Origin of the sequence: Pseudonocardia sediminis (genome assembly GCF_004217185.1) — a bacterium.
GTDB lineage: Bacteria > Actinomycetota > Actinomycetes > Mycobacteriales > Pseudonocardiaceae > Pseudonocardia > Pseudonocardia sediminis.
In genome coordinates this window covers 4977973-5002996 of the sequence record NZ_SHKL01000001.1, presented here as the reverse complement: position 1 = coordinate 5002996, position 25024 = coordinate 4977973, and the positions used below count along the sequence as shown (strand labels likewise).

Sequence of the window (25024 nt, the reverse complement as noted above, 5' to 3'; positions counted from 1 at the left end):
GGACGACGCTAGGAACTCACGTCGCGTGAGGTGCAAGCCCGTATTCCGCGCGACACGTCGAGGATGCGACACGCCGAGTCGCCCACGCCGACATGTCGCCCTGACGGGTGATCCGCGCGGACCCCCGGCCGAGGTCCCTCCGTCACCCTCGGCCACTCACGTCCCGGGCCGGTGAACCCTCCGTACCGGGCGTCCTGCGGAAGCGCCGGATCCGGCGTTCAAACCTGCTGATCTCGCGCTGCGCAACCGGATCATTCGATCGAGCGAGACCCATCGCCCCGCCCGTGACCGGCTGCCTACGTTCCGTGTGTTGCGACGCACCGGTCGTCACGGCACCACTGCTCACCATCGGGGAGATGACATGGTCAAGAAGCTCGCGGTCGTCCTGGCCGCCACCGCAGCGACACTGGTCGCACTCAGCCCACTGGCCTCCGCGGCCCCGACCCCGGACACGGACGACGGCCCGGTCATCGGCGACCAGGACAGCCCGAACGGCGACAAGTTCGGCCTGGTCAACCTCGACGACGTCAACGCGCTCAACGGCGTCAACGTCTGCCCGGACGTCACGGCGACGCTCGGCAACGTGCTGGGCATCCTGGGCGGCGGCAACGCCCAGACCAAGGGCGACCGCGACATCAGCTGCGAGGCCCTCTCCGGCAACTAGGCGCCCCCGACCACGCCGCACCCCGGCTCCCGGGGTGCGGCGTCCCGGCGCGTCTAGCGGTGGAAGACGTACTCCGCCGTGTCGACGTCGGCGGTCTCGGCCAGGTACTGGCGCATGTAGCCCGGCCAGTTCGTGACGATCCGGCCGGTCTCGTCGCGGTACCAGGAGTCGCAGCGGGTCCAGGCGGTGCCGGCGAAGCGCTCCTGCAGCTCGCGGTCGGACTCGGCCTCGACGTCGGTGCGGACCTCGATCCCGGTCGCGGCGCGGCGTCCCATCTCCTGCAGCGCCTTGCGGACGTACCGCGACTGCGCCTCCAAGTAGAGGATGATCGACCCGCCGGAGGTGTTGGTGTTCGGGCCGTAGAGCACGAACAGCGACGGGAAGCCCGGGACGGTCATGCCCAGGTGTGCGTGCGGACCCGCCGACCACTCGTCGGCCAGCGACCGCCCGCCGGGCCCGGTGATCTCCATCGGGAACATGAAGTCGGTGGCCGCGAACCCGGTGCCCCAGATGATCGTGTCGACCTCGTGCGTGCGGCCGTCGGCGGTCCGGACGCCCTCGGGGACGATCTCGGTGATCTTCTCCGTGGTCAGCTCCACGTTCTCCCGTTGCAGCGCGGGCAGGTACCAGGAGCTGAACAGGATCCGCTTGCAGCCGAACGTGTAGTCGGGCCAGGCCTTGCGCCGGACCTCGGGGTCGCGCAGCTGGCTGCGCATGAACACCGTCGACAGCAGCCGTCCGGCCCGCCCCAGCGTCCCGGGGTGGCGGATCATCAGCGTCAGCGCCTCGCAGTACTCGGTGATGAACCGGCGACGCCACCGCTGCAGGCCCGGCACGTACCGGATCGCGGCCTTCCACCAGCGCGGGAACGGCCGGTTGCGCCGGGGCAGGAACCAGTTGCCGCTGCGCTGGAACAACGCCAGGTGCTCGACCTCGGGCGCGATCTCGGGGACGAACTGCACGGCGCTCGCACCGGTCCCGACGACGGCGACGCGCCGCCCGCGCAGTTCGTGGTCGTGGTCCCAGCGCGCGGAGTGGAACTCGTGCCCGGCGAAGCTCTCCCGGCCGGGGATCGGCGGCACGGACGGGCGGTTGAGCTGCCCGGTCGCGACCACGACGACGTCGGCGGTGAACGTCCGGCCGTCGTCGGCGGTGAGCGTCCACGCACCCCCGGCGGACTCGCGCACGCAGGAGACGATCCGGGTGTCCGGCACGACGAGGTCGGCGACGCCGTACTCGCGGGCGACCCCGCGCAGGTACTCGAGGATCTCCGGCTGCGGCGAGCACAGCCGGCTCCAGGTGCGGCGCTGGGCGAAGGAGAACGAGTAGAGATGACTGGGGACGTCGCAGGCCGCGCCGGGGTAGGTGTTGTGCAGCCAGGTGCCGCCGATCCCGGGTGCCGCGTCGATGATCGTGACGTCGGTGAAGCCGTTGGTGCGCAGCTCGATCGCGGCTGCGATCCCGCCGAACCCCGCGCCGACGATCACGACGCTGGTCGATGTACCGGTCATGGGACCTCCCTGTCGCCGAGGAGACCGTAGCGATCACCGCCGGGGCCCCGCGTGCCCGTCCGGGCCCCGGTGGGCCAGCGCCCTGTCACGATCCGCCGGGCCGCACCGATGACTTTCCGGGACGGTCCCGGTCTGCACCGTTGACCTCGTCGAGAAGGAGCCCACCATGAGCGCAGGACAGATCCACGGGATCCACACGATCGGCGTCCCGGTGACCGACCAGGACGAGGCTTTGGCGTTCTACACGGGCACGCTCGGCTTCGAGACGCGCATGGACACCCCGCTGCCGCAGCTGGGCTCGCGCTGGATCGAGGTCGCCCCGCCCGGCGCCCCGGTGAGCGTCGCGCTCGTGCAGGCCCGCGACGGCCTCCCGGCCGGCGGCGAGAGCGGCATCCGGTTCACCACCGCCGACGCGGCCGCCCTGCACGCCGACCTCACCACCGCCGGCGTCGACGTCGGCGAGCTCCTGAACTGGCCGGGTGTCCCGCCGATGTTCGCCTTCCGCGACGTCGACGGCAACGGCCTGGAGATCGTCCAGGACTCCTGAGTCACCCCACTCCTACACCGGAAGGACCGTCATGACGACGATCGCCCCCGCCGCTCTCGACACCGAGTTCACCGCCGTCCTGCTGCAGAGCCCGAACAAGGGCGGCTGGACCTACGTGCAGATGCCGGGCTCGGCCTGCTACTTCGGCACCCGCGGCCTGGTGAAGGTCCGCGGGACCGTCGACGGCCACCCGTTCCGCAGCTCGTTCATGGCCCTCGGCGATGGCACGCACAAGCTCCCGGTCCGCGCCGACCTGCGTCGTGCATTGGGCAAGAGCGCGGGCGACACCGTCGTCGTCCGGCTGGAGGAGCGGGTCGGCTGAACCGGGCTCAGCGTCCGGAGCAGGCGACGACGCAGAACTCGTTGCCCTCCGGATCGGCCATCACGGCGACCACGCCTTCCGGGTGCTCGTGCCGCTGACCCGTGGACCGCCCGCCGAGCCACCCGATCTCCCGCCTGCCAGGACGACCGGCTCACGGCGGTCGATCGTGACGGCCGACCAGCGGGAGGACATGCCCGAGGGCGGTAGCCGTCGGTGGGCATGTGTGGTCGGGGTGGCGGGATTTGAACCCACGGCCCCTCGCTCCCAAAGCGAGTGCGCTACCAAGCTGCGCCACACCCCGTCGGGCCAAGTGTAGGCGTTCGGACTGTCACGACGCCCGGCAGTTCGCCTCGTTCGCCCGAAGGGGCCGGTCGCAGCGGTGAGCGGCGACGGAGGAAGGGGGTGCGATCCCGTCGGTCCCGTCCGCTACGCTGATGGGGCTTCCGGGCAAGATCCGGAGCACGCGGGCGTAGCTCAATGGTAGAGCCCTAGTCTTCCAAACTAGCTACGCGGGTTCGATTCCCGTCGCCCGCTCCACCGTCTGACCAGCGGAAACGCTGCCGATCGCGAACGAGTCAGACAGACTCATGACACGAACGGCCTTAGCGTTCGTGTCATGGCTCGTCTTCAGCCCAGGCCCGCGGGGCGTCAGAAGGGCAGCATCGATCTGCTCCCGAGCGGGGCGCTACGCGTCCGCGTTTACGCGGGCCAGGAGCCCATCACCAAGCGTCGGCACGACCTGATCGAGATCGTGCCTGCCGGTCCGGAAGCGGAGAAGCGCGCGTGGGCCGTCCGTGACCGGATGTTGCGCGACATCGCCGATCGGAAAAACCCGCGAACCGGAGCGACCGTCGCTCACCTCTTAGAGAAGCACCTCGAGCAGTTCTCCGGAGCGCCGAACACGCTGCAGCTCTACCGCGGTCACGTTAAGAAGCACATCGGGCCGTTGCTGGGCCAGCTGAAGGTCGGCGCGCTCGACCCCGAAATCCTGGACTCATTCTACGCCGAGCTTCGCCGATGCCGGCACCACTGCTCCGGCTCTGGGTCGATCGATCACCGGACGCCGCAAGCTCATGACTGTCACCACCGGTGCCGGCCTCATAAGTGCCGACCGCCCTCGGCAACGACGATTCGGCACATCCATTTCATCCTGTCCGGCGCGTACAAGCGCGCCGTCCGCCGGCGGTGGGTCAGCACGAACCCGCTGAGCCAGGCGGAACCGCCTCCGATGCCGAAGCCCAACCCGCGACCGCCGAGTGCCGAGCAGGCCGCCCGGATCATGAACAAGGCATGGGACGATCCGGACTGGGCCGCGCTCTTGTGGCTGGCGATGACGTCCGGCGTGCGGCGTGAGGAGCTGTGTGCGGTGCGTTGGTCGGGATCAGCTTCGAGCCTGGTCGGGAGACGCTGTGGTTGCAGCGCGCGATCCGTAAGAGCGCCGACGGGTGGGTTGAGGGAAACCTAAAGACGCATCAGCAGCGGCGGATCGCACTAAATGCCGAGACCGTGACAGTACTCAGGGAGCGGCAGGGGCGGTGCGTCGCGAGGGCTGAGGCGCTGGCGATTGATCTGCAGGACACGGCTTACGTGTTCGGTGGAGCAATAGATGGGGCGACCATCGTGACCCCGGACAGTGTGACACAGAGATACGACCGGATGCTTAAAAAGCTGGAAATCGATAACTCTCCATAAGCTGCGTCACTACTCGGCGACTAAGTTAATCATTGCTGGCGTCGACCCGCGAACCGTGGCTGGCCGATTGGGGCACGGAGGTGGCGGTACTACGACTTTGAAGACTTACACGGCGTGGGTCTCCGAAGCGGACCAACGAGCGGCCTCCGGACTGGTCTGAGAATGCCGCCACGCCCCGAAGACGTTGTCGCTGAATAGCGAAAGTTAAATCTGGGAGAGTAGGTGTCCCATCTAGCAGCCATCCGACCCGGTCCTAGGCTGTCGACGCGCGCGACTTGAGAGGTCGAACCTAAAAGACCAGGCCCTGAAGGTGATCTAACGCGGCCTTGGCTGCATCGTGGGCGCCTTCGCCGGCGCCAAGAGCTGCCTGGTTCGCGATGGGCATGATGAGACCTCTTAACGCCGCGAGAGCTCGGCGGATTCTTCCTCGGTCGGGAGCTTCTTTTTCGACTTCAACCAGGATCTCATGAGCGCTCGCCTCGGCGTCGTTCGCATCGTCAGGCGCGAGACCGATCTGGCTGAGGTTCGCGAGAGTCTGATTGACCGCGTTAGCGACTTCTTCGAATCCGGGCGCGACTTGGCTCGAGGTCGGATTTGCTTGCGACACGGAACCCGATTGACTCCACGCGAAGTGGCTGTTGTGCGAATCTCCCATGATCACTGGGCCGCTAAAGTTGGTCTCGTTCTTGACTCGTCGAGACGCAGTCGAGAAATCATCCCGGTCTTGCACGCTACCGCCGTCAACCATGTCGACTCCTTTGGAGCTAATTCTCGGCCAACTTGTGCCAGCCGGAAGATCATTGCTTTCTGGGGCTGCCTCAATAAAGTCCTTATCGTATAAGTACTCGGCACCATGCAGAATTTCGCCGCGGCTGTAGCTCTGGCCACCTAAGTGGCTATGCCTGGCGCCGATAAAGCCCTCCCAGTCGCACGGTCGGCCGCCGTACATGGTCTCATGCCGAAGCCAGTGCAGCATCGCGCGCAACAGACTGGAACGACGTGCGACTGGATCTTCTCGAAGTTTCGCCAACGTGCGCGGCGATACTCCCATTTGGGTGGGCAAGCCGCACTGGTCAAGATAGTTCTGAGAAACTCGACGAATATCGTCGTCATCCGGATGTTTTAAGCGACAGATGGTGAGGTAAGTAACATCGCCCTGCGCCACAAGTGTCGGCGTATACGAACGATTGTTGGCGCCGATAATCAATCGTCCGGAAGGTAGGGTGTCAGGGCCCCACCATGATGGGAGCGAATCTATCGAGACTGGAATATCTTGAAGTTCATGGATGTGTCCGAGCCTGTTGATCGATGCAAGCGAGTTTGCGACGACTGGGTCGGCGACCAGGATGAGTGAGAGGCCGGCTCGTCGACCATGACGCGAAAGCCGAGCAAGAATCTCAGCCGAGCGCTTATCAAATCTCTGCGGGAATCCAGTTACAATCAGTACTCGATAGGCCTCGGCGTTTGTCGCGAATTTATTGTGGTCTGCTAGATCTCTGAAATTATGGCTAATACATGAATCGTAGACATCTTCGACTTCTAACCATATAGCGTCGAGGACTCTCTTCATCTCTGCGGTTGTGTGCATGGCTTGGTATCGAAAGAAGGCGGGTGCTTTACGTGCGAACTCCGAGAACCCTGCCAGGTTCTCGAATACTGCCGTAGTGTCAATCCAATTGATGAGAAGTAGATCCGGAGGCGACTGAGCGATTGCATCAAGCAACAGTCCCCGCGCGGCATCGATGGCCCAATCTATTGAGAATCCTGATGCCTCCGGTAGTAGGATAACGTTAGGGTTAGTCGATTCTTGCCATGGCAATACGAAGTCGACCTCATCTAGAGGCTGGATCTCCATAAGGAAGCGTGGTTGGAAGTTGCACAGCCACCCTTGGTTGGCGCTGGTTTGATCTACGCCTCCCTGTTCGACGTCGTTGAAGGTGCGACACGAGCAGTCAGAGTTCCAACACTGAAGCGTACTCTGCAGGTCCTCAGCTAGCGCCTGTGCTTCTTTCGCGAGTGCGAAAGTCTTCAAGCGCTCCCGTTCGATAGAGCGGATCCAGGCGTGACGAAGTTTATCTACGGCGAGCTGAAGGTGCGCTGAGGGTGCTGCAGGACGTCTTGCCTTGACGTAGCTCCACTGTCCATCTCGAATTTCCGCTTTGAGCACGTCGTCAAAGTCCTCGACGGACACTCCTAGGGATCGAATTCGATCGATCGATCGATGGGAGATGTCGCAGCTCTCGATTTCAGTGAGGATATTGCTCTCTACTTCTTCTAGTTCCTGAAGAAGGTCCTCTTGTTCTTGTCGTCTAAGGTCAAGCTGAACACGACGCGTTACGATATCCCGTAGTAGGAGGTCGGGGTCACGTGGCTGTTGCTGGGGCACCTGGTTGCCTTGACTCGTACCTATTCCATCCCAATAAGGTCAGCGTATAGCTCAGTGCTTGAAGTCTGCAGCGTGCTTACGATCTGCGTAAAGGGCTGGCGTGCTGCATGTGGCGCGAGGCTCTGAATGGACTTGGTCTTGGCGTCGGTGTCGCCAGGAAGGTTAGCGTGGTTAACAATAAAAGGCCAGACTTCGTCGAGGCTATGACTAAAGGCGAGAGATGAGATCGCCGCTAACGCAACGTCTGCTCGGGCTGCGCGAAACTCGTCGATTGCGTGCGACGCGGCAATATCGGCAATCGCGGGGCCAACGGATTTTAGATACGCTTCCGAAGAGGCCTTCTCTGCCGCAGCGAGCGCTATTCTTTCGTAAAGTTTATCTCGGTCGTAATTTGCTTCGATGAACTTAGTGTTCTCTTCGGGCGTGTCGGACATTAAACCTACGAAGTTGCCGACCGCTAACGCTGTGCCACGGTCTCGGATAGGTGGAAGACTACGAAGCTTGGAGGCGAGTGTGTCGCCAGACTCCGGAATAATGCGGCACCAGGTAGTAAACCACGTTCGAGTTAACCAGTCGAGGGCCTTGAGTCCTCGCTCGTGCTCGTAACCGTCGGAAACGCTGGTTGCTCGAGATGGGGTTCGCGCTGCAAGCCCGCTTATCGTAGAGTCAGGCAGAAGCTCGTTCAACTCTTTCGCGAGGGTGTTCATTGCGGCAGAATTTGAATCGACCGGCAGCTTGATGGGCGCAGGCTTACTCAGCTCAGCCGCCTCGGGACTCTTAGTTTTACGACGAAAGAAGGGCACAGTTTCCTCCGGAGCCTGGTCGCAGGCCAACCACGATGGCTGCCCTGGAAGCGATCCGTCTTGGTCTCGCTCTCCACGTACGTCGCGTTACGCGGTGACGACGATATCGCCCCGGCCTGAGGGCTTGTCGGGTCCGAGGTTCTCCTGTCAGTGTCCGGCCTCAGGGTCTATCGACTCAATTACGGCATTGACTGGACGCCTAGATCGGCGCGCCGCATTCAAGAGAACGGCCGAATGTCCGAGCTACGGTGTCTGGGTCGCGATGAGTAGGCTGCTCGCATGCGCGAGATCCTGACTGTTCTACTGGACGCCGACTCGCGAGACCGCCATCACCCTAGCTGGTCTAGTTTGGCGTCTGCCTCGGCGACCTTGGTCTCGCACCCTGGGCGCGCCACTTCTCCTGCACAAGCTTCCAGTGATTCTGCTCCTTCAATAGCCGAGCCTTCTCGCGCTCGAATTCCTTGCGGGCGGCGTCTTCGTCGCGCTGGCGTTCCCGTTCGGCTCGGACTCGCTCCTTCTCTTGTTCCTGCTGCACGAGATAATCGGCGGTGAGTTCGAGTTCCTCGATCCGCGCTCGGTGATAGGACTCGCTCACTCGAATCTGCATCGTGCTTCCCAGCTTCGCGATGGTGTCGTGAGCTTTGGTGAGCCGGTCGATCGAAGCGGTCAGACGGTGCGGGCGCATAGTGCAGACACAGTTGTCGGCCTCGGCGTTGTAGGCGCGCAGCATGAGCTTGGTGTAGTCGCGCAGCATCCGCTTGCCTTCCGACGCCGACCCGTTGACGGTTCAGCCGGACGCGGCCAGCACGGCCTCCTCTTTGCGCTGTAGGGACTTGTATCTGTCCTTCAGCTGTTCCAGACGCGACTTGTAGGCGACGGCGTCCTCGAGCCGGTGCCGGAACTCGTAGATGCCGGCCTCCTGCAGCATTGCCAGGTCCTCTGTGACGACGATCTGCTTATCCAGATCGGCGATCCTGGCCCGACGCTCCACGAGCTCGACGTCGACAGTGCGCTCCCGCTCGATCGCGTTCGCGCGCGCCGCCGTCACGATCCGGTCAGCGACGGAGACGGCCTCGGCAAGCACGGACCGGCTCCGCTCCGCAACGTCACGGGCCCGCAGGTGTTCGGTCCGCACGGACTCCGTGGCGCCGGCAAGGGTCGTGCGGACCTGCGCCAGCTGGGCGGCCGCCTTCTCCGTCTCCTGCTCGTACGCGAGCGCATCCCGGTTCCGTAGCCCCAGATTCTCCTGACGGAGCTGACCCACCTGGTGACGAAGGGCCCCCGTCTCCCTATGCGCGCGCTGATCGTTCGATCGGAGCAGGGACTCGAGTTCGGCCACTCGTTCCCGAAGCCCGACGTTCTCGCCCTCCGCTTCGCGCAACGCTCGCCGGGCCCCGAGCAGGGCGACCGATCGGGGCTCTTCGGGGCGATGCGGCGGCTGCTGGTCGGGACGGCCCATCTCGGCTCCTGGCGTTCTCGTCGATCGTTGTCGTTCAACATCTAGGTTCGCGATACGGCGTCGCGAGAGCAAGCGGAGACGTCGCTCCTCAGTTCTGTGGATCCGTCACCCTCGACGGCCGCCTGGGCTAACGCCGCGCGCATCAGCACGATGGAAGGGCGTAGGTGCGGCTCTGACAACCTGTGGAGGACCTGATGCGCGGCGGCTGTCTGGGAGTGATCGGCTTCGCGCTGGTCGTCGGCGTCTTCATCAAGTACTGGTATATCGCCGTCCCGCTCATCCTGGTCGTGGCGGTGTGTTGTTGGGTCGGCGCCGGGAACGAGGAGCGAGCCAAACGGGACGCGGAGGCTGCGCTGAAGGCCGAGGCGGCTGAGCGTGCCCATCAAGAGGAGCTCAAGCAGGCGCAGGTTCGGTACCACCAGCAGGCGCTCGCCGCCGCCGACCCGGTACACCGCGATCTCGTAATGACCCTTGCCGCGGTGCCGGTGACTCGGCCCGGTGACCGTGGACGAGTCGAGCAGGCAATGGCGGAACGGCTCGTTGCGATCGACGAGTTCGCGCGTCAGTTCGCCGAGCTGGAGCGCACCGGCCGACCGGTGCCTGATCATGGCCGCACCATGCAGGATCTCGTGGATCAGGAGCGCGCCTGGGACGCACGGCCGGGACGCCGACGTCAGGGAGATCCTCAGGCCGGGCGGTCACCGTCGGTGCCGACGGCGGGCAACGAGTTGAGGTTCAGTACCCGCCAGTCTTTCGGCCCGCGACGGCTCCGCTCCGAATAGGGACAGTGTCGTCAGGTGCGGTGTGAGCGCAGGCGTCGATTCGTCTCGTCGACCAGGCGCTGATCGTCGGCGAGCCCTTGTTTCAAGTCGCGGTGGTGGGCGCGTAGCTCGTCGAGCCAGCTTGCATCCATGTTCGGCTGAAGCCCCGCGAGCTCGATCAGCCGGTTGGACGTGCTGATCGTGGCTTTCCGGAATTCGACCAGCTGTTCGCCGACGCGCAGGCGGCGCTGGAGGTCGGAGCCGGCGTCGAAAGCCGAGTCCCAGCGGAGCAGATCGACACGATCGCAAGCGCGTCGGTACGATTGCCAGGCCTCGTCGAGTGCATCGCTCATCGTTGGAGGACTTTAGCCAGCGACGGGGCGGACGGGTGTTCGGCGACATGATCGGTGAGACATGCCGTGACACGGAAAACGACACGAACTCCCGGAGACCGACGTGGCCGAAGCACCCTCGGCACCGTTCTCGGCGACTGTTGTCGCAGGTAGCGGCCTTGGGTGAGGGCCGCGAACTTCCTTCCAAATTAGGCTACGCGGGTTCGATTCCCGTCGCCCGCTCCACTGCCCGACCAGGGCGGATGCGATCTTGCGCCGATCCTGTGGCGGTGAGTCCGTCGACGGCCTCACCGCGGTACCGGCGGGCGGCGCGGCACACGACGCGCGTAGTGTCCGATTCAGCACCGCATCTTCCTGGCGACCGGACCGTCCTCCGGCGCCATCGACTCGACGGGCCGTGCTTCGGCCGTCGGCCGTGCATCTCCCAGCCCCGAGGTGTGTCGGCAAATCCCTGTGTGGCCCTGATAGTCAGCGCACCGTGCGCACACGACGTGTCTGTCGTGAGTCTTTCCGAGAACGGGGTGCCGCCATGTCCTCTGGGCACGATGCCGAGCTGGTCTCGGCGCTGCAGAGCGCCGCGAAGAGCCTGATCGAGCGGCGCAGCATCGATGACATGGAGCACGCTCTGGGTCAGATCGTCCTCGCCGCGGTGGAGACGGTCCCCGGCGCCGCTGCCGGTGGGATCTCCACGACCACCGACGGCCGGATCGAGTCACGCAGCCCCTCCGGTGACGACGTCCTGCACCTCGATCAGAGGCAGGCCGAGCTGCACGAGGGGCCGTGCATCACCGCCTCGGAGGAGCCGCCCGACGACGGGGTGGTCATCGCCGAGGATCTGTCGAACGATCCGGACGCGGCCCGCTGGCCGAGGTTCGCGCCGCATGCCGTGGAGTCCGGCTACCTGTCGATGATGTCGACCCAGCTGTCGTTCGACGGCCGCACCCGGTCCGCGCTGAACCTCTACTCGCGCCGGGCGGGCACCTTCAGCGAGGCCGCGCGGACGCTGGCGGGGCTGTTCGCCGCCCAGGCCGGCCTGCTGCTCTACGGCGCCGCTCATGCCGAGCACCTGACCCAGGCCGTCGACAACCGCGACGTCATCGGGCAGGCCAAGGGCATCCTGATGGAGCGCTACACCGTCGACGCCGAGCAGGCGTTCCAGATGCTGGTGAGCTCGTCGCAGGCGACCAACGTCCGGCTGGTCAACGTGGCCAGATGGCTCACGACCGATGTGGGACGACCACCGGCCGCGCGGACGGGGCGACCGAGCATCGACATCAGACCGGGCCCGACCCCGAAACGCTAGGGCCCGGTCTCGCCGTCACCACCTGCCGTCGATCAGTGTTCCGGTTCGCGGCGGACCATCTCCCGGGCGGAGAGCTCCCCGTTGATGATCGCGTCGGCGACGTCGCGAAGCCGGACGCTGTTGTTGCGCGCGGTCGTTCGGATGGCAACGAACGCGGCCTCGAGGTCACCGGAGTTGTGTGCGGCGACGAGGCCCTTGGCCTGTTCGATCGCGATCCGGCTGCTCAGCGCCGATTGGAGCTGTTCGGAGAGATCGGTCTGTGTGCGGTAGGCGCGTGCGGTGAGAATGCCGATCGTCGCCATGGTGGTCAGCGCGCGGACGAGTGTGACGTCCGTGTCGGAGATCGGGACCGGTCCGGCGCTCAGGAGGGTCAGCGCCCCGATGCGGTCGGTTCGCTGCCGTAGGGGTGACGAGTACGCGGTCCGGTACCCGTTGCGCTGCGCAGCCGCGCAGAACTGTGGCCACGGGGTGGGTCCTTCGAGGGCCGCGACGGTGACGGGGCGGCCGGTGACGAACGCCCGGTGACCGGGTCCGGTGGTGCGGTCGAGCCCGAACATCGCGGTGGTCGGTGGGGTCTCCGGTGACGCGGCGGCGACCGCGAGGTGACCGTCGGTCCCGGCGAGGAGGACACCGACCGCATCGGCCAGGAGCAGCTCGCGGCAGCTCCGGGCGAGGTGGTCGGGTGCTGTCGCGGCGTCGTAGCCGGGGGCGAGGACGTCGGTGAGTCGGATGAACGCTTCGGTCAGAACTGCCGACCTGTCGGGGGACGGGTCGTGGGGTGTCGCCATCTGTTGCCCTGCTCGACCGTGGCGGGGCGGGTGCGCGTCATGCTGGTTCCGGGCGGGGACCCGCACGAGCTGAGCATGATGATCGGGCGTGCACAGCCGCTCCTGGCCACGAGTCTGATCGACACGTCCGGAGCGTTTGCTACGCCGAGGTCCGCGCTGTGAACCGATGATGGCATGCCCGACGAACTCGCGCTGCCGGCCGCGTCTGTCGCGTGGTCCCGGGCCGCTCGGCCTCGGCCTGGGCGGCATCGTTCGTCGGCACCACACCACGGGCGATCCGCCACCACCACGAGATCGGCCTGCTCCCCGAGCCCGAGCGGGGCGGTGACGACCGCCGCCGCTACGGGCGCCGACGGTGACCACGATGTCGCGGACATCCTGGAGCGGTTGAAGAGAACCCTCGTCGCCCGGCAAGCGGATCTGCGGCGGCAACGGACCGCTGTGCAGGGCAGCCTGCTGGTCACCGAGCGGATCTTCGGCCCGGGCGCAGCAAGCCGTCATCGACGATTCCGGTCTCGCGCATCGGCCGGCCGCGCAGTGACCGTGGGCCATCCGGCACCCGAGCCGCTCCGGTGCGGCTAGCTGTCCCTGCTCGCGCATGTCCGCACAGCCGATGTGCGCTACGTTCCGCACGACATCTGTTCGGCGCCCCGGACCCCGGCGGCCGACCCGTGATCGGGTTCGGACCGGGGAGTGATCTGCGGTGGCACAACGTCATTTCGTCGCGGACCGGCGCGAGGTGCCGAGATTCATCGGCTCACTGTCCGACGGGCCCGATCAGGTCGTGATCGAGGTCCACGGAGATCTCGACGCGGAGATGCTCGACCGGCTCGCGGCCCATATCAAGGACGCATTCTCCGCACGACAGCGTTTCCTGGCCATCGACGTCTCGGCGGTCACCCGTTCCGTCCCGGGCCTGCTCGATCTGCTGGGTCGAACCCAGAGGCGGCTGGCGCGACGCCACGGCCTGCTGACGGTTCGGGGGTTTCGTCCGCACCTCCTGCCGGGTGTGGACATCGGGGTCGGAGCGGGTCGGTCGCCCCGTCCCGAGCCGGTGCGCACCCGGACGCCGTCCCGGCAGCTCCCGTCGTGACCGGGCAGGTCGCGTCGTGGCCCGAGACACCCGGCGGCCCCGGCTCGACGTCGCGCCGTCTCCGGAGGACGCGCCCGACGGGCCGGGACAGGCGTGTCCGAAGACATCGGCGTTGCCCGGTCGCAGCCGCCCGGCGGTGAGGTCCCGGTACCACCGTCCGGGTCCGGGCCGAGACGGCTCCGTCTGATGCGGTGACGACGTCGCGGTGTGCGCCCGCGCTCGATGCGTCCCGCGGCGGGGCTCAGGGTGTCGCGGCGAGCCGGCCCAGCTGCTCCGCCGCGAGACGGCGTGCCGCCCGGACGTGGCCGGGATCGCCGAGCCGGAGCTGGGCCGTGGCGCCCTCCATGAGGAGGAAGAGCGTCTCGCTCAGATCGTCCGCCTCTCCGGTGGCCGCGCCGGGGCAGGCCTCGCCGACCAGTTCCCCCAGACGCCCACGGACCGCTCGCTTGTGCTCGCGGACGATCGCGAGCGCGGGATGGTCGGCAGCCAGCTCGGCGGCGGCGTTCAGGAACGCGCACCCCCGGCTGCTGTCGAGCTCGGGATGGTCGAAGTAGGCGTCGAACAGGGCCAGCGGCCGCGGTTCCCGTGTCTCGGCGAGACGCTGTTCGAGGTGCTCCCACCAGCGCCGATGACGACTGCGCAGGTACTGGACGACCAGGGCGTCCTTCGAGCCGAAGCAGTCGTAGAGCGTCTTCTTCGTGACGCCCGCCGTCTCGGCGATCGAGGCCACCCCGACCGGGTTGATCCCGCTCTCGTAGAACAACCCGCTCGCCGCGTTGAGGACCCGTCGTCCGGCCCGCGTCAGCGGCTGTTCCCCATCCTGCATGCCGTGACTATACCGACCGGTGGGGGTATCTCTGCTACGGTCTGCCGGGAGATATACCGATCGGTTTACTTTTACGGGATGGGGTTCCATGAACGAGCGACTGTCGACGGTGACCGGAGGCCTGGGTCGTCACGCCGACGTCCGGTCCGAGGGGCCCGATCCGTTGCGCGCCGTCGTGGGCCTGGCGTCGGTCGGGGTCGCGCTGATCGCGGTCTGCTACGGCCTGGCGCGCTTCGCCTACGGCCTGTTCGTGCCGACGTTCCGGGCCGAGTTCGGACTCGACGCCGCGACGGCCGGGGCGGTGGCCTCGGGCAGCTACGTCGGCTACTGCGTCGCCATCGTCGTCGCGACCGTGGCGACGGCCCGGTGGGGACCTCGGGTCGTCGCGGTCCTCGCCGGTGCCTGCGCCACCGCCGGCACCGCGATGATCGCCGTCGCACCCGGCGCCCTGGTCCTGGCCTGCGGTGTCGTGCTCGCCGGGTCGAGCACCGGACTGGCGTCGCCGCCGCTGGCCCAGGCCGTCGCACAGGCGGTGCGGCCGGGCCTGCAGCCGCGCGTGCAGTCGGTCGTCAACGCGGGCACGGGTCTCGGCGTACTGATCTCGGGACCGGTCGCGCTGATCCTGGCCGGCCACTGGCGCTGGGCGTGGGCGGCGTTCGCCGCCGCGGCGCTCGCGGTGACGGTCTGGAGCCGGGTCACGGTCCCCGGCGGCGTCCCGCGGACTCGCCCCGCAGCGTCGTCCCCCGCAACGGCGTCCCCCGCAGCGTCGTTCACCGCAGGGCCGTCCACCGGGACGACGGCGGGCGGTGTCCGGCGCTGGGCGCCTCCGGGGAGCGCGCGCCTGGTCCTGGCCGCCGCGGTCATGGGCATGGGCAGCGCGGCGGTGTGGACGTTCGGCCGGGACCTGGTCGCCACCGCCGGGGCGAGCGAGCTCACCGGGACCGTCATGTGGATCGCGCTCGGCGGTGCAGGACTCCTCGGGGCGTTCGCCGGCGACCTGACCGACCGGATCGGGCACTCCGTGTCCTGGATCCTGCTGATGCTGCTCCTCGCCGTCGCGACGACGGGTCTCGCGCTGGCCCCCGGGGATCCGGTGGTGGCCGTCGCGGCGGCTGCGGCGTTCGGTGCCGTGTACATCGCGCTGACCGGGCTGCTGCTGCTGTGGGGCACCCGTGTCCACGCCGACCGTCCCGTGGTCGGTGTCGGGGCGGCCTTCCTCCTGCTCGCCGCGGGACAGGCCCTCGGCGCGCCGCTGCTCGGAGTACTGGCCGACGCCGTCACCACCCGCGGCGCGTTCGTCGGGGCCGCTCTCCTGCTCGTGCTCGGGGCGGCGGTGCGGCCCCGCAGGGCGCACCGATGACCTCCCGGCAGGGTCAGCCGTCGGTGCGCGAGCCGGACGTGCGGATGTGGTGTCGCCGCGCCTTCATGCGGTTGCCGCACACGGCCATCGAGCACCAGCGCCCGGTCCCCGGCCGGGATCGGTCGACGAAGTACAGGCGGCAGTCGCTGTTCGCGCACGGGCGCAGTCGCCCGGGCAGGTCGCGGGCCAGCCGGTCCCAGGCCAGGACGGCCCGGACCGCGGTGCGCGTTCCGTCGGGGGTCGTGAGAGACCACGCGATCCCCTCACCGGTGACGTGCGGGGTGCTGCCGACCCCGGTCAGGAGCGGCGCGAGGACGGCCGGGGCGTGCGCGCCGTCGACGACCGATTGCAGCAGCTCGCGGGCCCGGAGCAGGACGGCGTGCTCGTCGGTGTCGAGGTCCATGTCGATCTCGGCACCGGCGCTGCGGAGGTACGACGCCGAACCGGCGGGATCGGCGAGCCGGTCCTCGGGGTGGCCGTCGATCACGGGTGTGCTGTTGAGCAGGGCGAGCAGCAGCTCCTCGTCCGGTACGTGCGTCGCCATCGGCTAACCCCTTCAGCTCGCTTGACAGGTTAGCAAAGTCTGATCAGGCTAACCCTCATCAACGCTGAAAGGGGTTAGGTCATGGTGACGCACCACCGCTACGCCGAGGTCGGCGGCAGGACGTTGTTCTACCGGGAGGCGGGACCGGTCGACGCGCCCGTCGTCGTGCTCCTGCACGGGTATCCGACGAGCTCGTTCATGTTCCGGGAGCTGATCCCGCTCCTGGCCGACCGCTACCGCGTGATCGCCCCCGACATGCTCGGCTTCGGGCTCTCCGACGCGCCACCGGTGGAGGAGTTCACCTACACCTTCGACGCCGTGGCCGACCTGACCGGGCAGCTGCTCGACGCACTCGGCGTGCGCCGCTTCGCGATCTACGTCCAGGACTACGGCGCGCCGATCGGCTGGCGGCTGCTGCTGGGCCGCCCCGGCGCCGTCACCGCGGTGATCTCGCAGAACGGCAACGGGCACGAGGCCGGGTTCGTCACCGACTTCTGGGAGCCGATCTGGGCCTACGCGCGCGAGACCACCCCGGAGAACGAGCAGGCGCTACGCCCGGCGCTGGGGATCGAGGCGATCCGCTGGCAGTACACCCACGGCGTGCCCGACCCGAGCGTGGTCAGCCCCGACACCTGGCACCACGACGCCGCGCTGCTCGCGCGTCCGGGTAACGACCGCGTCCAGCTCGCGCTCTTCGCCGACTACGTGACGAACGTGGCGCTGTACCCGGCTCTGCACGAGCGGCTGTGCGCCGAGCAGATCCCGGTGCTCGCGGTGTGGGGCCGCAACGACGAGATCTTCGGGCCGGCCGGTGCGACCGCGCTGGGCGATGTCGCCGGCGCCGACGTCCGTCTCGTCGACGGGGGGCACTTCCTGCTCGAGAGCGCGCCGGCCGAGGTCGCCGGGCCGATGCTGGAGTTCCTGGACCGCCACGTCGGTCGCCTCAGACGGTGATGCCGTACTGCGCGATCTTGCGGTAGAGCGTCGAGCGGGCCACGCCGAGCGCGGCGGCCGCGGCCGCCCGGTTGCCGCCGGACGCCCGCAGGGCCGCCACGATCGCATCGCGCTCGGCCTCGTCGACGGGGCGCAGCGTGCCGCGCGGCGCACTCTGGCAGGACGCGGGCAGGTCACCGACCTCCAGCATCCCCACCGGACGACGGCGCAGCGCCGCCCCCAGAGCCTCCCGCAGCTCCGCCACGTTGCCCGGCCACCCGTGGCGGGTCACCGCGCGCAGCGCGTCGGCGGACAGGCGCGTGTCCCGGCCGGGCGCCAGGTCGGCCAGGACGTCGGTGACCAGCGACGCGACGTCGCCGGTCCGGTTCCGCAGCGGCGGCACCGTCACCGAGCGACGGAACCCGGCGAGCACCTCGGCGACCGCGGGCGCGCACCGGGACCCGTCGACGGCGGTCGCCGCGAGCCGCGCCCCGGAGGCGCGCAGTGCACCGGGCAGGCCGGGCGCGACGTCGTCCCAGCGGTCGACGTCGGTCAGGACGACCAGCGGCGACGGCCCGCCGCGCCGGATCAGCGCCGCCGGGTCCGCGCCGGCCTCGACCGGCCCGACCTCGACGACGTGTCCCGGGCCGTGCAGGGCGCGGTCCAGATCGGCGAGCAGCCGGCGCCGGCCGCTCCCGGCCTCGCCGACGACCAGCAGCGGCGTCGGAGCCCGGAGCGCCTCGGCCGCCGCCGTCCACGCCACGCGCCAGGCGGGGCTGGTGCTCGCCGGCTCCGGCACGGGCCGCAGCCGGGGGAGACCCGGGGACACCGTCATCCCGTCGGCCTCCCGCAGCACCGAGACCTCCGCGACCAGGCCGGCGACGCTCGCACCGACGGTGACCGCGGTGCCGCGCATCCGCACCCGCACGCCCGAGGGCAGGTCCAGGCGGTCGTCGACGTCGGGTCCGCGGTGCATCCGGAACCGCGCGTGCTCCTGCAGCGCGGCGAGGTCGCCCGGGTCCAGCAGCGTGCAGAGCGCGGTGTTCGCCAGTACCGAGCGCGCTCCCACCGCGAGCACCGCGCGCCGGGAGCGGGCGTCGACGCGGGTGTAGAGGTCGAACACCGCCTGCTGACCGGTGTCGCGGTCGTGCAGCAGCGCGTCCTGAATCCGGGCCGCCGCCGAGACGACCACCGAGTGCAGGATCGGCGACGAGTGCTCGGCCCGGCAGCTGACGTCGAGCACGCCCTCGACCCGTCCGGTGAACGGATCGCGCACCGGCGCGCCGGCGCAGGCGTAGGGCTGCAGCGGTTCGACGAAGTGCTCGGCACCCACGACGTGCACCGACCGCCCGGCCTCCAGGACGGTGCCGACGCCGTTGGTGCCGACCGCGCCCTCGTCGTAGCCGAACCCCTCGGCGAACCGGTTGTCGTCGGCGGCCCGCCCGATCTCCGGCGTGGTGTCGAGCCGGACGAGCAGGCGGGCCCGGGCGTCGGTGAGCACGAGACACACCGGGACGCCCGCGATCTGCTCGGCCACCTGCTCGATCACCGGGCGGGCGCACCGCACCAGCCGGGAGTCGACGTCGAGGTCCGGGTGGTGCCGGTTGACGACCGCGCCGGGGTCGACACCGTGGGCGAGGCTGCGGCGCCAGGAGGCGGCGACCTGGTCGGGGATGCCGGGCAGGTCGGCGTCGGGACGGTCCAGGAGCCGCTCGCGGGCGGAGGTGAGGAGCCTGCGGCGCGCGAGGACGTCACCCATGCACGGCACCTCCCTGTCGCCTGCCTCACATCATGCGTCACCGGTCAAGCGTCGGCACCGTCCGAAGTTCGGACACGTCCGGTGACGGCCATCGGGCCTACCGTCGGTGGATCCCGTCACCGTCGACACCCAGGAGACGTCCATGAGCAGTGCCACCGCGGCCGAGCAGGACCGGCGCAGCAGCGAGACCGAGCACCTCGACGTCCTGATCATCGGGGCCGGGGTGTCCGGCATCGGCGCCGCGCACCGGCTGCGGACGCAGTTCCCGGACCGCAGCTTCGCGATCCTCGAGGCGCAGGACGCCCGCGGCGGGACCTGGTGGACCCACCGCTTCCCGGGCGCGCGCTCGGACAGCGACCTGTTCACCTACGGCTACCGGCACAAGCCGTGGCGCGGGGCGTCGATCGCCGCCGGCGACGCGATCCTGGAATACCTCGACGAGGTCATCGACGAGGACGACCTCGCCGGCCGGATCCGCTACCACCACCGCGTCACCGCGCTGGAGTGGTCGTCGCAGGACGCCCGCTGGACCGCCGACGTCGTCCGGACCGACACCGACGAGCGGTTCCGGATCACCGCGACGTTCCTGTGGATGTGCCAGGGCTACTACAACCACGACGAGCCCTACACCCCGGAGTGGCCCGGCCTGGAGCGGTTCGAGGGCACCGTGGTGCACCCGCAGCAGTGGCCCGCCGACCTCGACCACGACGGCAAGCGGGTCGTGGTGATCGGCTCCGGCTCGACCGCGGCGACCCTGGTCCCCGCGCTGGCCGCGACCGCGGCGCACGTGACGATGCTGCAGCGCTCGCCGTCGTACTGGTTCCCCGCGCCCACCACGCACGAGCTCGCGACGATGCTGGAGCCGCTGGACCTGCCGCCGGACTGGACGCACGAGATCCTCCGCCGCCAGTACGTCCAGCAGCTCGACTGGCTGGCCACCACCGGCCGCGACGACCCGGACCAGCTGCACGAGTTCCTCGTCGAGACGATCCGGCCGCTCCTGCCCGAGGGCACCGACGTCGAGAAGCACTTCATCCCCACCTACCGGCCGTGGCAGCAGCGGATCGCGTTCGTGCCCGACGGCGACTTCTTCGACGCCATGCGCGCCGGCAAGGCCGAAGTCGTCACCGACACGATCACCGAGTTCACCGAGAAGGGCGTGCAGGTGTCCTCGGGCGAGGTGCTCGAGGCCGACGTCGTCGTCACCGCGACCGGGTTCAACCTGGCGGTGTTCGGTGACATCCCGTTCCGGGTCGACGGCGAGGCGGTCGACTTCACCGACCGCGTCACCTGGCGCGGGATGATGATCAGCGGCGTGCCGAACATGGCCTACGCCTTCGGCTACTTCCGGCACAGCTGGACGCTGCGGGTCGACCTGATCAACGACGTCGTCGGCCGCGTCTTCGAGCGGATGGCCGAGCGGGGCGCCACCACCGTCGTCCCGGAGCTGCGCCCCGGCGACGAGGACATGCCGAAGCTGGACTGGAGCGACCTGGACAACTTCAACCCCGGGTACGTCCAGCGCTCGCAGGACAATATGTTCCGGCAGGGCGACCGCGAGCCGTGGACGCACATGCACGAGCACGACCACGACCGCGTCGTGCTCCCGGAGGCCGACCTCGACGACGGGCTGCAGTACCGCTGACCGCGAGCCACCGGGGAGGACCGGCCGGTCCTCCCCGGTGCCCGCTCGTCCTCAGCCCTGCGCGGCCTCGGTCTCGGCGACCCGCCGGACCACCTCCAGCACGCTGTCGGGGTTGAGCGACATGGTGTCGATGCCCTTCTCGACGAGGAACTGGGCGAAGTCGGGGTGGTCGCTGGGGCCCTGCCCGCAGATGCCCACCGGCTTCCCGGCGGCGTGTGCGGTCTCGATCAGCTCGGAGACCAGTCGCAGCACCGACGGGTTGCGCTCGTCGAACTGCTCGGTCAGGCGCGGGTCGTCGCGGCCGATGCCGAGGGTGAGCTGGGTGAGGTCGTTGGAGCCGATGGAGAACCCGTCGAAGCGCTCGGCGAACTCGTCGGCCTGCAGGATGTTCGACGGCAGCTCGGCCATCACGTAGACCTTGAGGTCGTCCTCGCCGCGACGCAGGTCGTTGCCGGCCATCTCCTCCAGGACCCGGTCCGCCTCGTCGGGGGTGCGGCAGAACGGCACCATGACGATGACGTTGGTGAAGCCCATCTCGCTGCGCACCCGCCGCAGGGCCCGGCACTCCAGCGCGAAGGCGTCCCGGTACTCGTCGCTGTAGTAGCGCGACGCTCCGCGCCAGCCGAGCATCGGGTTCTCCTCCTCCGGCTCGAACTGTGTCCCGCCGATCAGGCCGGCGTACTCGTTGGTCTTGAAGTCCGAGAGCCGCACCACGACCGGCTCCGGGTGCTGCGACGCCGCGACGGTCGCCAGCCCGCGCGCGAGGTGGTCGACGAAGTAGGCGCCCTTGTCGTCGTAGCCCGCGGTGAGCTCGGCGATCTCGCGCTTCGCGTCGTCGTCGGTCAGCTCGTCGAAGTGCAGCAGCGCCAGCGGGTGGGCCTTGATCACGTTGTTGATCAGGTACTCCATCCGGGCCAGTCCGATCCCGCGGGCGGGCAGGCGCCACCAGCGCATGGCCGCTGACGGGTTCCCGATGTTCATCATCACCCGGGTACGGATCTCCGGAACGTCGCCGAGATCCACCTCCTCGCGCTCGAACTCGAGGATCCCGTCGTAGACGTGGCCCTCGTCGCCCTCCACGCAGGACACCGTGACGTCGCGGCCGTCGTCGAGGCGCGAGGTGCCGTCGCCGGTCCCGACGACCGCGGGCACGCCCAGCTCGCGGCTGACGATCGCCGCGTGCGAGGTCCGGCCGCCGCGGTCGGTGACGATGGCCGCGGCGCGGCGCATGATCGGCACCCAGTCCGGGTCGGTCATCTCGGTGACCAGCACGGCGCCGTCGGTGAAGGTCTCGATGTCGTCGGCCGACCGCACGACCTGCACCGGCCCGGCGCCGATGGCCTGCCCGACGGCGAGACCGGATGCGAGCAGGTCTCCGGTCTCCTTCAGCGAGTACGAGGAGAGAGTGGCGGCGTCGGCCTGCGACTGCACGGTCTCCGGGCGGGCCTGCACGATGAACAGCTCGCCGCTGCGCCCGTCCTTCGCCCACTCGACGTCCATCGGCCGCTCGTAGTGCTGCTCGATGACCACGCCCCAGCGGGCCAGCTGCAGAATCTCGGCGTCGTCCAGGACGAAGGCGGCGCGCTCCTCGGCGGTGGTGTCCAGGTTCTCGGTGGGGTCGTCGCCGGAGTCGGCGTAGACCAGCTTCTTCTCCTTGGCGCCGAGGACCTTGCCGATGATCGGCGTCAGGCTCTCGTCGTCGAGGAAGGGCTTGAAGACGGTGTACTGGTCCGGCGTCACCTCGCCGCCGACGACGTTCTCGCCGAGACCCCACGCGGCGTTGAGCACCATCGTGCGCGGGAAGCCGGAGTCGGTGTCGATCGTGAACATCACCCCGGCACCGGCGGTGTCGGAGCGCACCATCTTCTGCACACCGATCGACAGCGCGACGTCGTGGTGGTCGAAGCCCTGCTCGGCGCGGTAGCTGATCGCGCGGTCGGTGAACAGGGAGGCGTAGCAGTCGCGGCAGGCGCGCAGCAGGTCCTCGTCGCCGGTGATGTCGAGGTAGGTGTCCTGCTGCCCGGCGAAGCTGGCGTCCGGCAGGTCCTCGGCGGTGGCGCTGCTGCGCACGGCCACGTCGACGTCGGTCGTGTCGTAGCGCCTGCCCAGCTCGGCGTAGGCGTCGCGGATCTGCGTCGCGAGCTCGTCGGAGAACTCGGCCTCGGCGAACATCGCGCGGATCGCCGATCCGGCCTGCTCCAGCGAGCGGTCACCGGAGCTCCAGCCCTTGAGCTGCTCCCGGATCCGCGGGTCCAGGTCGTTCGCCTCGAGGAACGCCGTGTAGGCCTCCGCCGTCGTGGCGAAGCCGTCCGGCACGCGCACCCCCTGCGCGTTCAGGTTCCGGATCATCTCGCCGAGCGAGGCGTTCTTGCCCCCGACCGAGGACACGTCGCCCATGTCCACATCGGCCAGCCACTGCACCAGGTTGCGCGTCACGCCGTCGTACCTCCACGACACCAGGTCCCGGGCTCCCGGCGCCGGGACTCGATCATGTCTTTCCCGTGGAGGGGCGGCCGGAAACGGCCGGTGTCTAGGAGGAGAACCGGGGATGCAGCGTCGGCTCCCGCGCGTCGTACTCGCCGAGCCACTCCCGGCCCTGCGCCGTCACCCGGACCCGCTGCAGGTCGTCGCCGGTCCCGCCGGCCGGCTCGACGTAGCCCATGTCGCGGACCGAGGACGCGAAGTTCCGCGCCGCCGACCGCTGGACCTCGTTCTCCGTGTCGCTGCCGAAGATCACGTCCACCGGCGCGGCGTCGTTGCCGCCGGCCACGACCCGGCGCAGGAACTCGGCGAGCCGGTTGTCGGCCTTGGTGCTCATGCCCGGGACCCTAGCCGCCGCACCTGCCGTCGTCTGTGGGTCAACGGAGTGCCGGGCCGGGTCCGGTCGGTCGGTTCGGTCGGTCGGTTCGGACGGTCGGTTCGGACGGTCAGGGTGCGATCCGGACGACGACGACGCCGGTGTCGTCCCCGACGGTGCCCCCGGAGTGCGCGACGGCGGCGTCGACGAGCGCGTCGGTGATCGCGGCGGCCGAGGCGCCGGGCCGGGTGCGGGCGAGGGCGTCCGCCGCGCCCGTCTCCTCGAACTGGGAGTGGCTGCCGGGAGGGCGGGCCTCGCAGACCCCGTCGGTGTAGAGCACGAGGCTGTCGCCGGGGTACAGGTCGAGCGTCTCGGTGGTGATCATCGACTCGGCGCCGACACCGAGGACCCGGCCGCCGCCGCCGAGCTGCCCGACCCCGCCCCGCCCGCCGACGGTGAACGCCGGCGGGTGGCCGGCGGAGGCCACGGTGACCCGCCACGGGCCGGTACCCGGGTCGGCGGGCCGCAGGAAGGTCGCGTAGACGGCGGTGACGAAGCTGGTCCGGCCGGCGAACCAGACGTGCAGGACCTCGTTGACGGTGCCCAGGACGTGGGCCGGGTCGGCGTCGGAGTGTGCGGCGGTGCGGACGGCGGAGCGGGCCATGGCGGTGGTGCGGGCGGCCGGGGCGCCCTTGCCGCAGACGTCGCCGACGACGATCCCGAACCCGTCACCGGCGGGGACGACGTCGTAGAAGTCGCCCATCACCTCGACGCCGGTCCCGCCCGGGACGAACCGGGCACCGATCTCGACGCCGGGCTGCTGCGGCGGCGAGACCGGGACCAGGCTCTGCTGCAGGGTCCGGGCCAGGTCGGCGGACCGGTCGGCCTGCAGGGCGGCGACCAGGGAGTGGACCTGCGTGTCGCGCAGCGCCCGGCGCAGGGTGATCTCGGCCGCGGCGGCGAGGGCGAGGCTGTGCAGGGCCTCGCGGTGCTGGTGGGTCCAGTCCCGGACGACGGAGTCCATCGCGCAGAGGTTGCCCAACACGTGGCCCTGCTCGTCGCGCACCGGCACGCCGATCCACGACGCGGCGCCGAAGGCCCGGATCTGGGGCAGGTCGCGCAGCCGCGGGTCGGTGCCGACGTCGCCGACGCAGACCTCCTCGCCGGTGTCGACCACGACCTGGCAGGCGGCCTCCTTGATCGGCGTCTCGAACGTGCCGTCCGCACCGACCAGCACCGCCGGGTCCGGCGTGCCCTTGAGGAAGGACCGCACGTCGTCGACGACGGTGAACGCCACCATCGGCGTCCCCAGGACGACGGAGGCGAGGCGGGTGAGGCGGTTGAACGCCTCCTCCGGCCCGGTGTCCATCAGCCTGGTGCCCTGCACCGCCGCCACGCGGTCGGCGGACCGGACCCCGCTCTCACGCATCGTCTCCGCCTTGCCGTCGTGGGGTTCGCTGCCGGGGTCCGCGGCTCAT

25 protein-coding genes, 2 tRNA genes and 1 pseudogene are annotated in these 25024 nt (G+C 69.1%); 13 read left to right on the top strand and 15 right to left on the bottom strand.

Annotated elements, in window-relative coordinates:
- The first annotated feature begins 361 nt into the window (after nucleotides 1-361).
- Nucleotides 362-664, top strand: coding sequence for a hypothetical protein (locus EV383_RS23425; RefSeq protein WP_130291928.1), 303 nt, complete (start codon nucleotides 362-364; stop codon nucleotides 662-664).
- A 53-nt stretch (nucleotides 665-717) separates the two neighbouring features.
- Here EV383_RS23425 and EV383_RS23420 read toward each other — a convergent pair whose 3' ends face one another.
- Entirely contained in the window at nucleotides 718-2175 is a 1458-nt protein-coding gene (locus tag EV383_RS23420) for a flavin-containing monooxygenase (protein ID WP_130291927.1), read from the bottom strand.
- Between the two features lie 166 nt (nucleotides 2176-2341).
- On the opposite strand from EV383_RS23420, the gene EV383_RS23415 reads away from it, so the two are divergent.
- Nucleotides 2342-2722, top strand: a complete 381-nt coding sequence (locus EV383_RS23415) for a VOC family protein (protein ID WP_130291926.1) — start codon at nucleotides 2342-2344, stop codon at nucleotides 2720-2722.
- A 31-nt stretch (nucleotides 2723-2753) separates the two neighbouring features.
- Nucleotides 2754-3044, top strand: a complete 291-nt coding sequence (locus tag EV383_RS23410) for a DUF1905 domain-containing protein (protein WP_130291925.1) — start codon at nucleotides 2754-2756, stop codon at nucleotides 3042-3044.
- 7 nt (nucleotides 3045-3051) lie between these two features.
- On the opposite strand, the gene EV383_RS33185 is transcribed toward EV383_RS23410, so the two are convergent.
- Together EV383_RS33185 and EV383_RS23405 are read right to left on the bottom strand one after the other, a co-directional pair.
- Nucleotides 3052-3171, bottom strand: coding sequence for a VOC family protein (locus EV383_RS33185; RefSeq protein ID WP_165438597.1), 120 nt, complete (start codon nucleotides 3169-3171; stop codon nucleotides 3052-3054).
- 97 nt (nucleotides 3172-3268) lie between these two features.
- A tRNA-Pro gene (locus tag EV383_RS23405) sits at nucleotides 3269-3345 on the bottom strand.
- 162 nt (nucleotides 3346-3507) lie between these two features.
- On the opposite strand from EV383_RS23405, the gene EV383_RS23400 reads away from it, so the two are divergent.
- The 3 genes from EV383_RS23400 to EV383_RS31810 all read left to right on the top strand — a co-directional run bounded on the left by EV383_RS23400 (nucleotide 3508) and on the right by EV383_RS31810 (nucleotide 4896).
- A tRNA-Gly gene (locus EV383_RS23400) sits at nucleotides 3508-3581 on the top strand.
- Nucleotides 3582-3660: 79 nt separating this feature from the next.
- Complete coding sequence (locus tag EV383_RS23395) at nucleotides 3661-4509, top strand: site-specific integrase (protein WP_207223635.1); 849 nt, start codon at nucleotides 3661-3663, stop codon at nucleotides 4507-4509.
- 213 nt (nucleotides 4510-4722) lie between these two features.
- Nucleotides 4723-4896: a tyrosine-type recombinase/integrase gene (locus EV383_RS31810; protein ID WP_207223862.1), complete on the top strand. Its 174-nt coding sequence runs from the start codon at nucleotides 4723-4725 to the stop codon at nucleotides 4894-4896.
- Between the two features lie 129 nt (nucleotides 4897-5025).
- Here the strand turns inward: EV383_RS31810 and EV383_RS23390 are convergent, their stop codons facing one another.
- The 4 genes and pseudogenes from EV383_RS23390 to EV383_RS23375 all read right to left on the bottom strand — a co-directional run bounded on the left by EV383_RS23390 (nucleotide 5026) and on the right by EV383_RS23375 (nucleotide 9384).
- Nucleotides 5026-6927 (bottom strand): hypothetical protein, encoded by a 1902-nt coding sequence (locus EV383_RS23390; protein ID WP_130291924.1) that lies wholly within the window; start codon nucleotides 6925-6927, stop codon nucleotides 5026-5028.
- 215 nt (nucleotides 6928-7142) lie between these two features.
- Entirely contained in the window at nucleotides 7143-7925 is a 783-nt protein-coding gene (locus EV383_RS23385) for a hypothetical protein (protein ID WP_165438473.1), read from the bottom strand.
- 343 nt (nucleotides 7926-8268) lie between these two features.
- Nucleotides 8269-8700 (bottom strand): annotated as a pseudogene (locus EV383_RS23380) (SNIPE associated domain-containing protein); the annotation flags it as partial.
- Nucleotides 8701-8712: 12 nt separating this feature from the next.
- Complete coding sequence (locus EV383_RS23375; protein WP_130291921.1) at nucleotides 8713-9384, bottom strand: hypothetical protein; 672 nt, start codon at nucleotides 9382-9384, stop codon at nucleotides 8713-8715.
- A 182-nt stretch (nucleotides 9385-9566) separates the two neighbouring features.
- Between EV383_RS23375 and EV383_RS23370 the strand changes: the two genes are divergently transcribed.
- Entirely contained in the window at nucleotides 9567-10166 is a 600-nt protein-coding gene (locus tag EV383_RS23370) for a hypothetical protein (RefSeq protein WP_130291920.1), read from the top strand.
- A gap of 11 nt (nucleotides 10167-10177) precedes the next feature.
- Here EV383_RS23370 and EV383_RS23365 read toward each other — a convergent pair whose 3' ends face one another.
- Nucleotides 10178-10498, bottom strand: coding sequence for a hypothetical protein (locus tag EV383_RS23365; protein WP_130291919.1), 321 nt, complete (start codon nucleotides 10496-10498; stop codon nucleotides 10178-10180).
- 529 nt (nucleotides 10499-11027) lie between these two features.
- Here EV383_RS23365 and EV383_RS23360 point away from each other — a divergent pair.
- A complete protein-coding gene (locus EV383_RS23360) occupies nucleotides 11028-11801 on the top strand; it encodes a GAF and ANTAR domain-containing protein (protein ID WP_130291918.1) in 774 nt (257 codons plus the stop codon).
- A gap of 32 nt (nucleotides 11802-11833) precedes the next feature.
- Here the strand turns inward: EV383_RS23360 and EV383_RS23355 are convergent, their stop codons facing one another.
- Complete coding sequence (locus tag EV383_RS23355) at nucleotides 11834-12589, bottom strand: ANTAR domain-containing protein (RefSeq protein WP_165438472.1); 756 nt, start codon at nucleotides 12587-12589, stop codon at nucleotides 11834-11836.
- A 212-nt stretch (nucleotides 12590-12801) separates the two neighbouring features.
- On the opposite strand from EV383_RS23355, the gene EV383_RS31805 reads away from it, so the two are divergent.
- The gene (locus EV383_RS31805) at nucleotides 12802-12948 is read left to right on the top strand and encodes a MerR family transcriptional regulator (RefSeq protein WP_207223634.1); all 147 of its coding nucleotides are present in this window, start codon (nucleotides 12802-12804) and stop codon (nucleotides 12946-12948) included.
- A 425-nt stretch (nucleotides 12949-13373) separates the two neighbouring features.
- Nucleotides 13374-13682, top strand: coding sequence for a hypothetical protein (locus EV383_RS23345; RefSeq protein WP_130291916.1), 309 nt, complete (start codon nucleotides 13374-13376; stop codon nucleotides 13680-13682).
- A 241-nt stretch (nucleotides 13683-13923) separates the two neighbouring features.
- Here EV383_RS23345 and EV383_RS23340 read toward each other — a convergent pair whose 3' ends face one another.
- Entirely contained in the window at nucleotides 13924-14508 is a 585-nt protein-coding gene (locus EV383_RS23340; protein ID WP_130291915.1) for a TetR/AcrR family transcriptional regulator, read from the bottom strand.
- A gap of 88 nt (nucleotides 14509-14596) precedes the next feature.
- Here EV383_RS23340 and EV383_RS23335 point away from each other — a divergent pair, with 88 nt between their 5' ends.
- Complete coding sequence (locus EV383_RS23335) at nucleotides 14597-15868, top strand: MFS transporter (RefSeq protein WP_130291914.1); 1272 nt, start codon at nucleotides 14597-14599, stop codon at nucleotides 15866-15868.
- A 13-nt stretch (nucleotides 15869-15881) separates the two neighbouring features.
- Here the strand turns inward: EV383_RS23335 and EV383_RS23330 are convergent, their stop codons facing one another.
- The gene (locus EV383_RS23330) at nucleotides 15882-16412 is read right to left on the bottom strand and encodes a CGNR zinc finger domain-containing protein (protein ID WP_130291913.1); all 531 of its coding nucleotides are present in this window, start codon (nucleotides 16410-16412) and stop codon (nucleotides 15882-15884) included.
- Nucleotides 16413-16493: 81 nt separating this feature from the next.
- Here EV383_RS23330 and EV383_RS23325 point away from each other — a divergent pair, with 81 nt between their 5' ends.
- Nucleotides 16494-17366 (top strand): alpha/beta fold hydrolase, encoded by an 873-nt coding sequence (locus EV383_RS23325; RefSeq protein WP_130291912.1) that lies wholly within the window; start codon nucleotides 16494-16496, stop codon nucleotides 17364-17366.
- Here EV383_RS23325 and EV383_RS23320 read toward each other — a convergent pair.
- A complete protein-coding gene (locus tag EV383_RS23320; RefSeq protein ID WP_130291911.1) occupies nucleotides 17356-19104 on the bottom strand; it encodes a sigma-54-dependent Fis family transcriptional regulator in 1749 nt (582 codons plus the stop codon). The two genes, EV383_RS23325 and EV383_RS23320, sit on opposite strands and share 11 nt — an antisense overlap.
- Before the next feature lie 142 nt (nucleotides 19105-19246).
- Between EV383_RS23320 and EV383_RS23315 the strand changes: the two genes are divergently transcribed.
- Complete coding sequence (locus EV383_RS23315; RefSeq protein WP_130291910.1) at nucleotides 19247-20749, top strand: flavin-containing monooxygenase; 1503 nt, start codon at nucleotides 19247-19249, stop codon at nucleotides 20747-20749.
- Between the two features lie 51 nt (nucleotides 20750-20800).
- On the opposite strand, the gene ppsA is transcribed toward EV383_RS23315, so the two are convergent.
- The 3 genes from ppsA to EV383_RS23300 form a co-directional block, all read right to left on the bottom strand.
- Nucleotides 20801-23185, bottom strand: coding sequence for a phosphoenolpyruvate synthase (gene ppsA, locus EV383_RS23310; RefSeq protein WP_130291909.1), 2385 nt, complete (start codon nucleotides 23183-23185; stop codon nucleotides 20801-20803).
- A 94-nt stretch (nucleotides 23186-23279) separates the two neighbouring features.
- Complete coding sequence (locus tag EV383_RS23305) at nucleotides 23280-23567, bottom strand: hypothetical protein (RefSeq protein WP_130291908.1); 288 nt, start codon at nucleotides 23565-23567, stop codon at nucleotides 23280-23282.
- Between the two features lie 109 nt (nucleotides 23568-23676).
- On the bottom strand, nucleotides 23677-24975 hold the full coding sequence (locus EV383_RS23300; protein ID WP_130291907.1) for a PP2C family protein-serine/threonine phosphatase: 1299 nt from the start codon (nucleotides 24973-24975) through the stop codon (nucleotides 23677-23679).
- Nucleotides 24976-25024: the final 49 nt, after the last annotated feature.

What these genes read in the sequence shown, in the direction of transcription:
- EV383_RS23425 (WP_130291928.1), top strand. Translation starts at nt 362, where the DNA reads ATGGTCAAGAAGCTCGCGGTCGTCCTGGCCGCCACCGCAGCGACACTG.
- EV383_RS23420 (WP_130291927.1), bottom strand. Translation starts at nt 2,175, where the DNA reads ATGACCGGTACATCGACCAGCGTCGTGATCGTCGGCGCGGGGTTCGGC.
- EV383_RS23415 (WP_130291926.1), top strand. Translation starts at nt 2,342, where the DNA reads ATGAGCGCAGGACAGATCCACGGGATCCACACGATCGGCGTCCCGGTG.
- EV383_RS23410 (WP_130291925.1), top strand. Translation starts at nt 2,754, where the DNA reads ATGACGACGATCGCCCCCGCCGCTCTCGACACCGAGTTCACCGCCGTC.
- EV383_RS23395 (WP_207223635.1), top strand. Translation starts at nt 3,661, where the DNA reads ATGGCTCGTCTTCAGCCCAGGCCCGCGGGGCGTCAGAAGGGCAGCATC.
- EV383_RS23375 (WP_130291921.1), bottom strand. Translation starts at nt 9,384, where the DNA reads ATGGGCCGTCCCGACCAGCAGCCGCCGCATCGCCCCGAAGAGCCCCGA.
- EV383_RS23365 (WP_130291919.1), bottom strand. Translation starts at nt 10,498, where the DNA reads ATGAGCGATGCACTCGACGAGGCCTGGCAATCGTACCGACGCGCTTGC.
- EV383_RS23360 (WP_130291918.1), top strand. Translation starts at nt 11,028, where the DNA reads ATGTCCTCTGGGCACGATGCCGAGCTGGTCTCGGCGCTGCAGAGCGCC.
- EV383_RS23355 (WP_165438472.1), bottom strand. Translation starts at nt 12,589, where the DNA reads ATGGCGACACCCCACGACCCGTCCCCCGACAGGTCGGCAGTTCTGACC.
- EV383_RS23340 (WP_130291915.1), bottom strand. Translation starts at nt 14,508, where the DNA reads ATGCAGGATGGGGAACAGCCGCTGACGCGGGCCGGACGACGGGTCCTC.
- EV383_RS23335 (WP_130291914.1), top strand. Translation starts at nt 14,597, where the DNA reads ATGAACGAGCGACTGTCGACGGTGACCGGAGGCCTGGGTCGTCACGCC.
- EV383_RS23330 (WP_130291913.1), bottom strand. Translation starts at nt 16,412, where the DNA reads ATGGCGACGCACGTACCGGACGAGGAGCTGCTGCTCGCCCTGCTCAAC.
- EV383_RS23325 (WP_130291912.1), top strand. Translation starts at nt 16,494, where the DNA reads ATGGTGACGCACCACCGCTACGCCGAGGTCGGCGGCAGGACGTTGTTC.
- EV383_RS23320 (WP_130291911.1), bottom strand. Translation starts at nt 19,104, where the DNA reads ATGGGTGACGTCCTCGCGCGCCGCAGGCTCCTCACCTCCGCCCGCGAG.
- EV383_RS23315 (WP_130291910.1), top strand. Translation starts at nt 19,247, where the DNA reads ATGAGCAGTGCCACCGCGGCCGAGCAGGACCGGCGCAGCAGCGAGACC.
- EV383_RS23305 (WP_130291908.1), bottom strand. Translation starts at nt 23,567, where the DNA reads ATGAGCACCAAGGCCGACAACCGGCTCGCCGAGTTCCTGCGCCGGGTC.
- EV383_RS23300 (WP_130291907.1), bottom strand. Translation starts at nt 24,975, where the DNA reads ATGCGTGAGAGCGGGGTCCGGTCCGCCGACCGCGTGGCGGCGGTGCAG.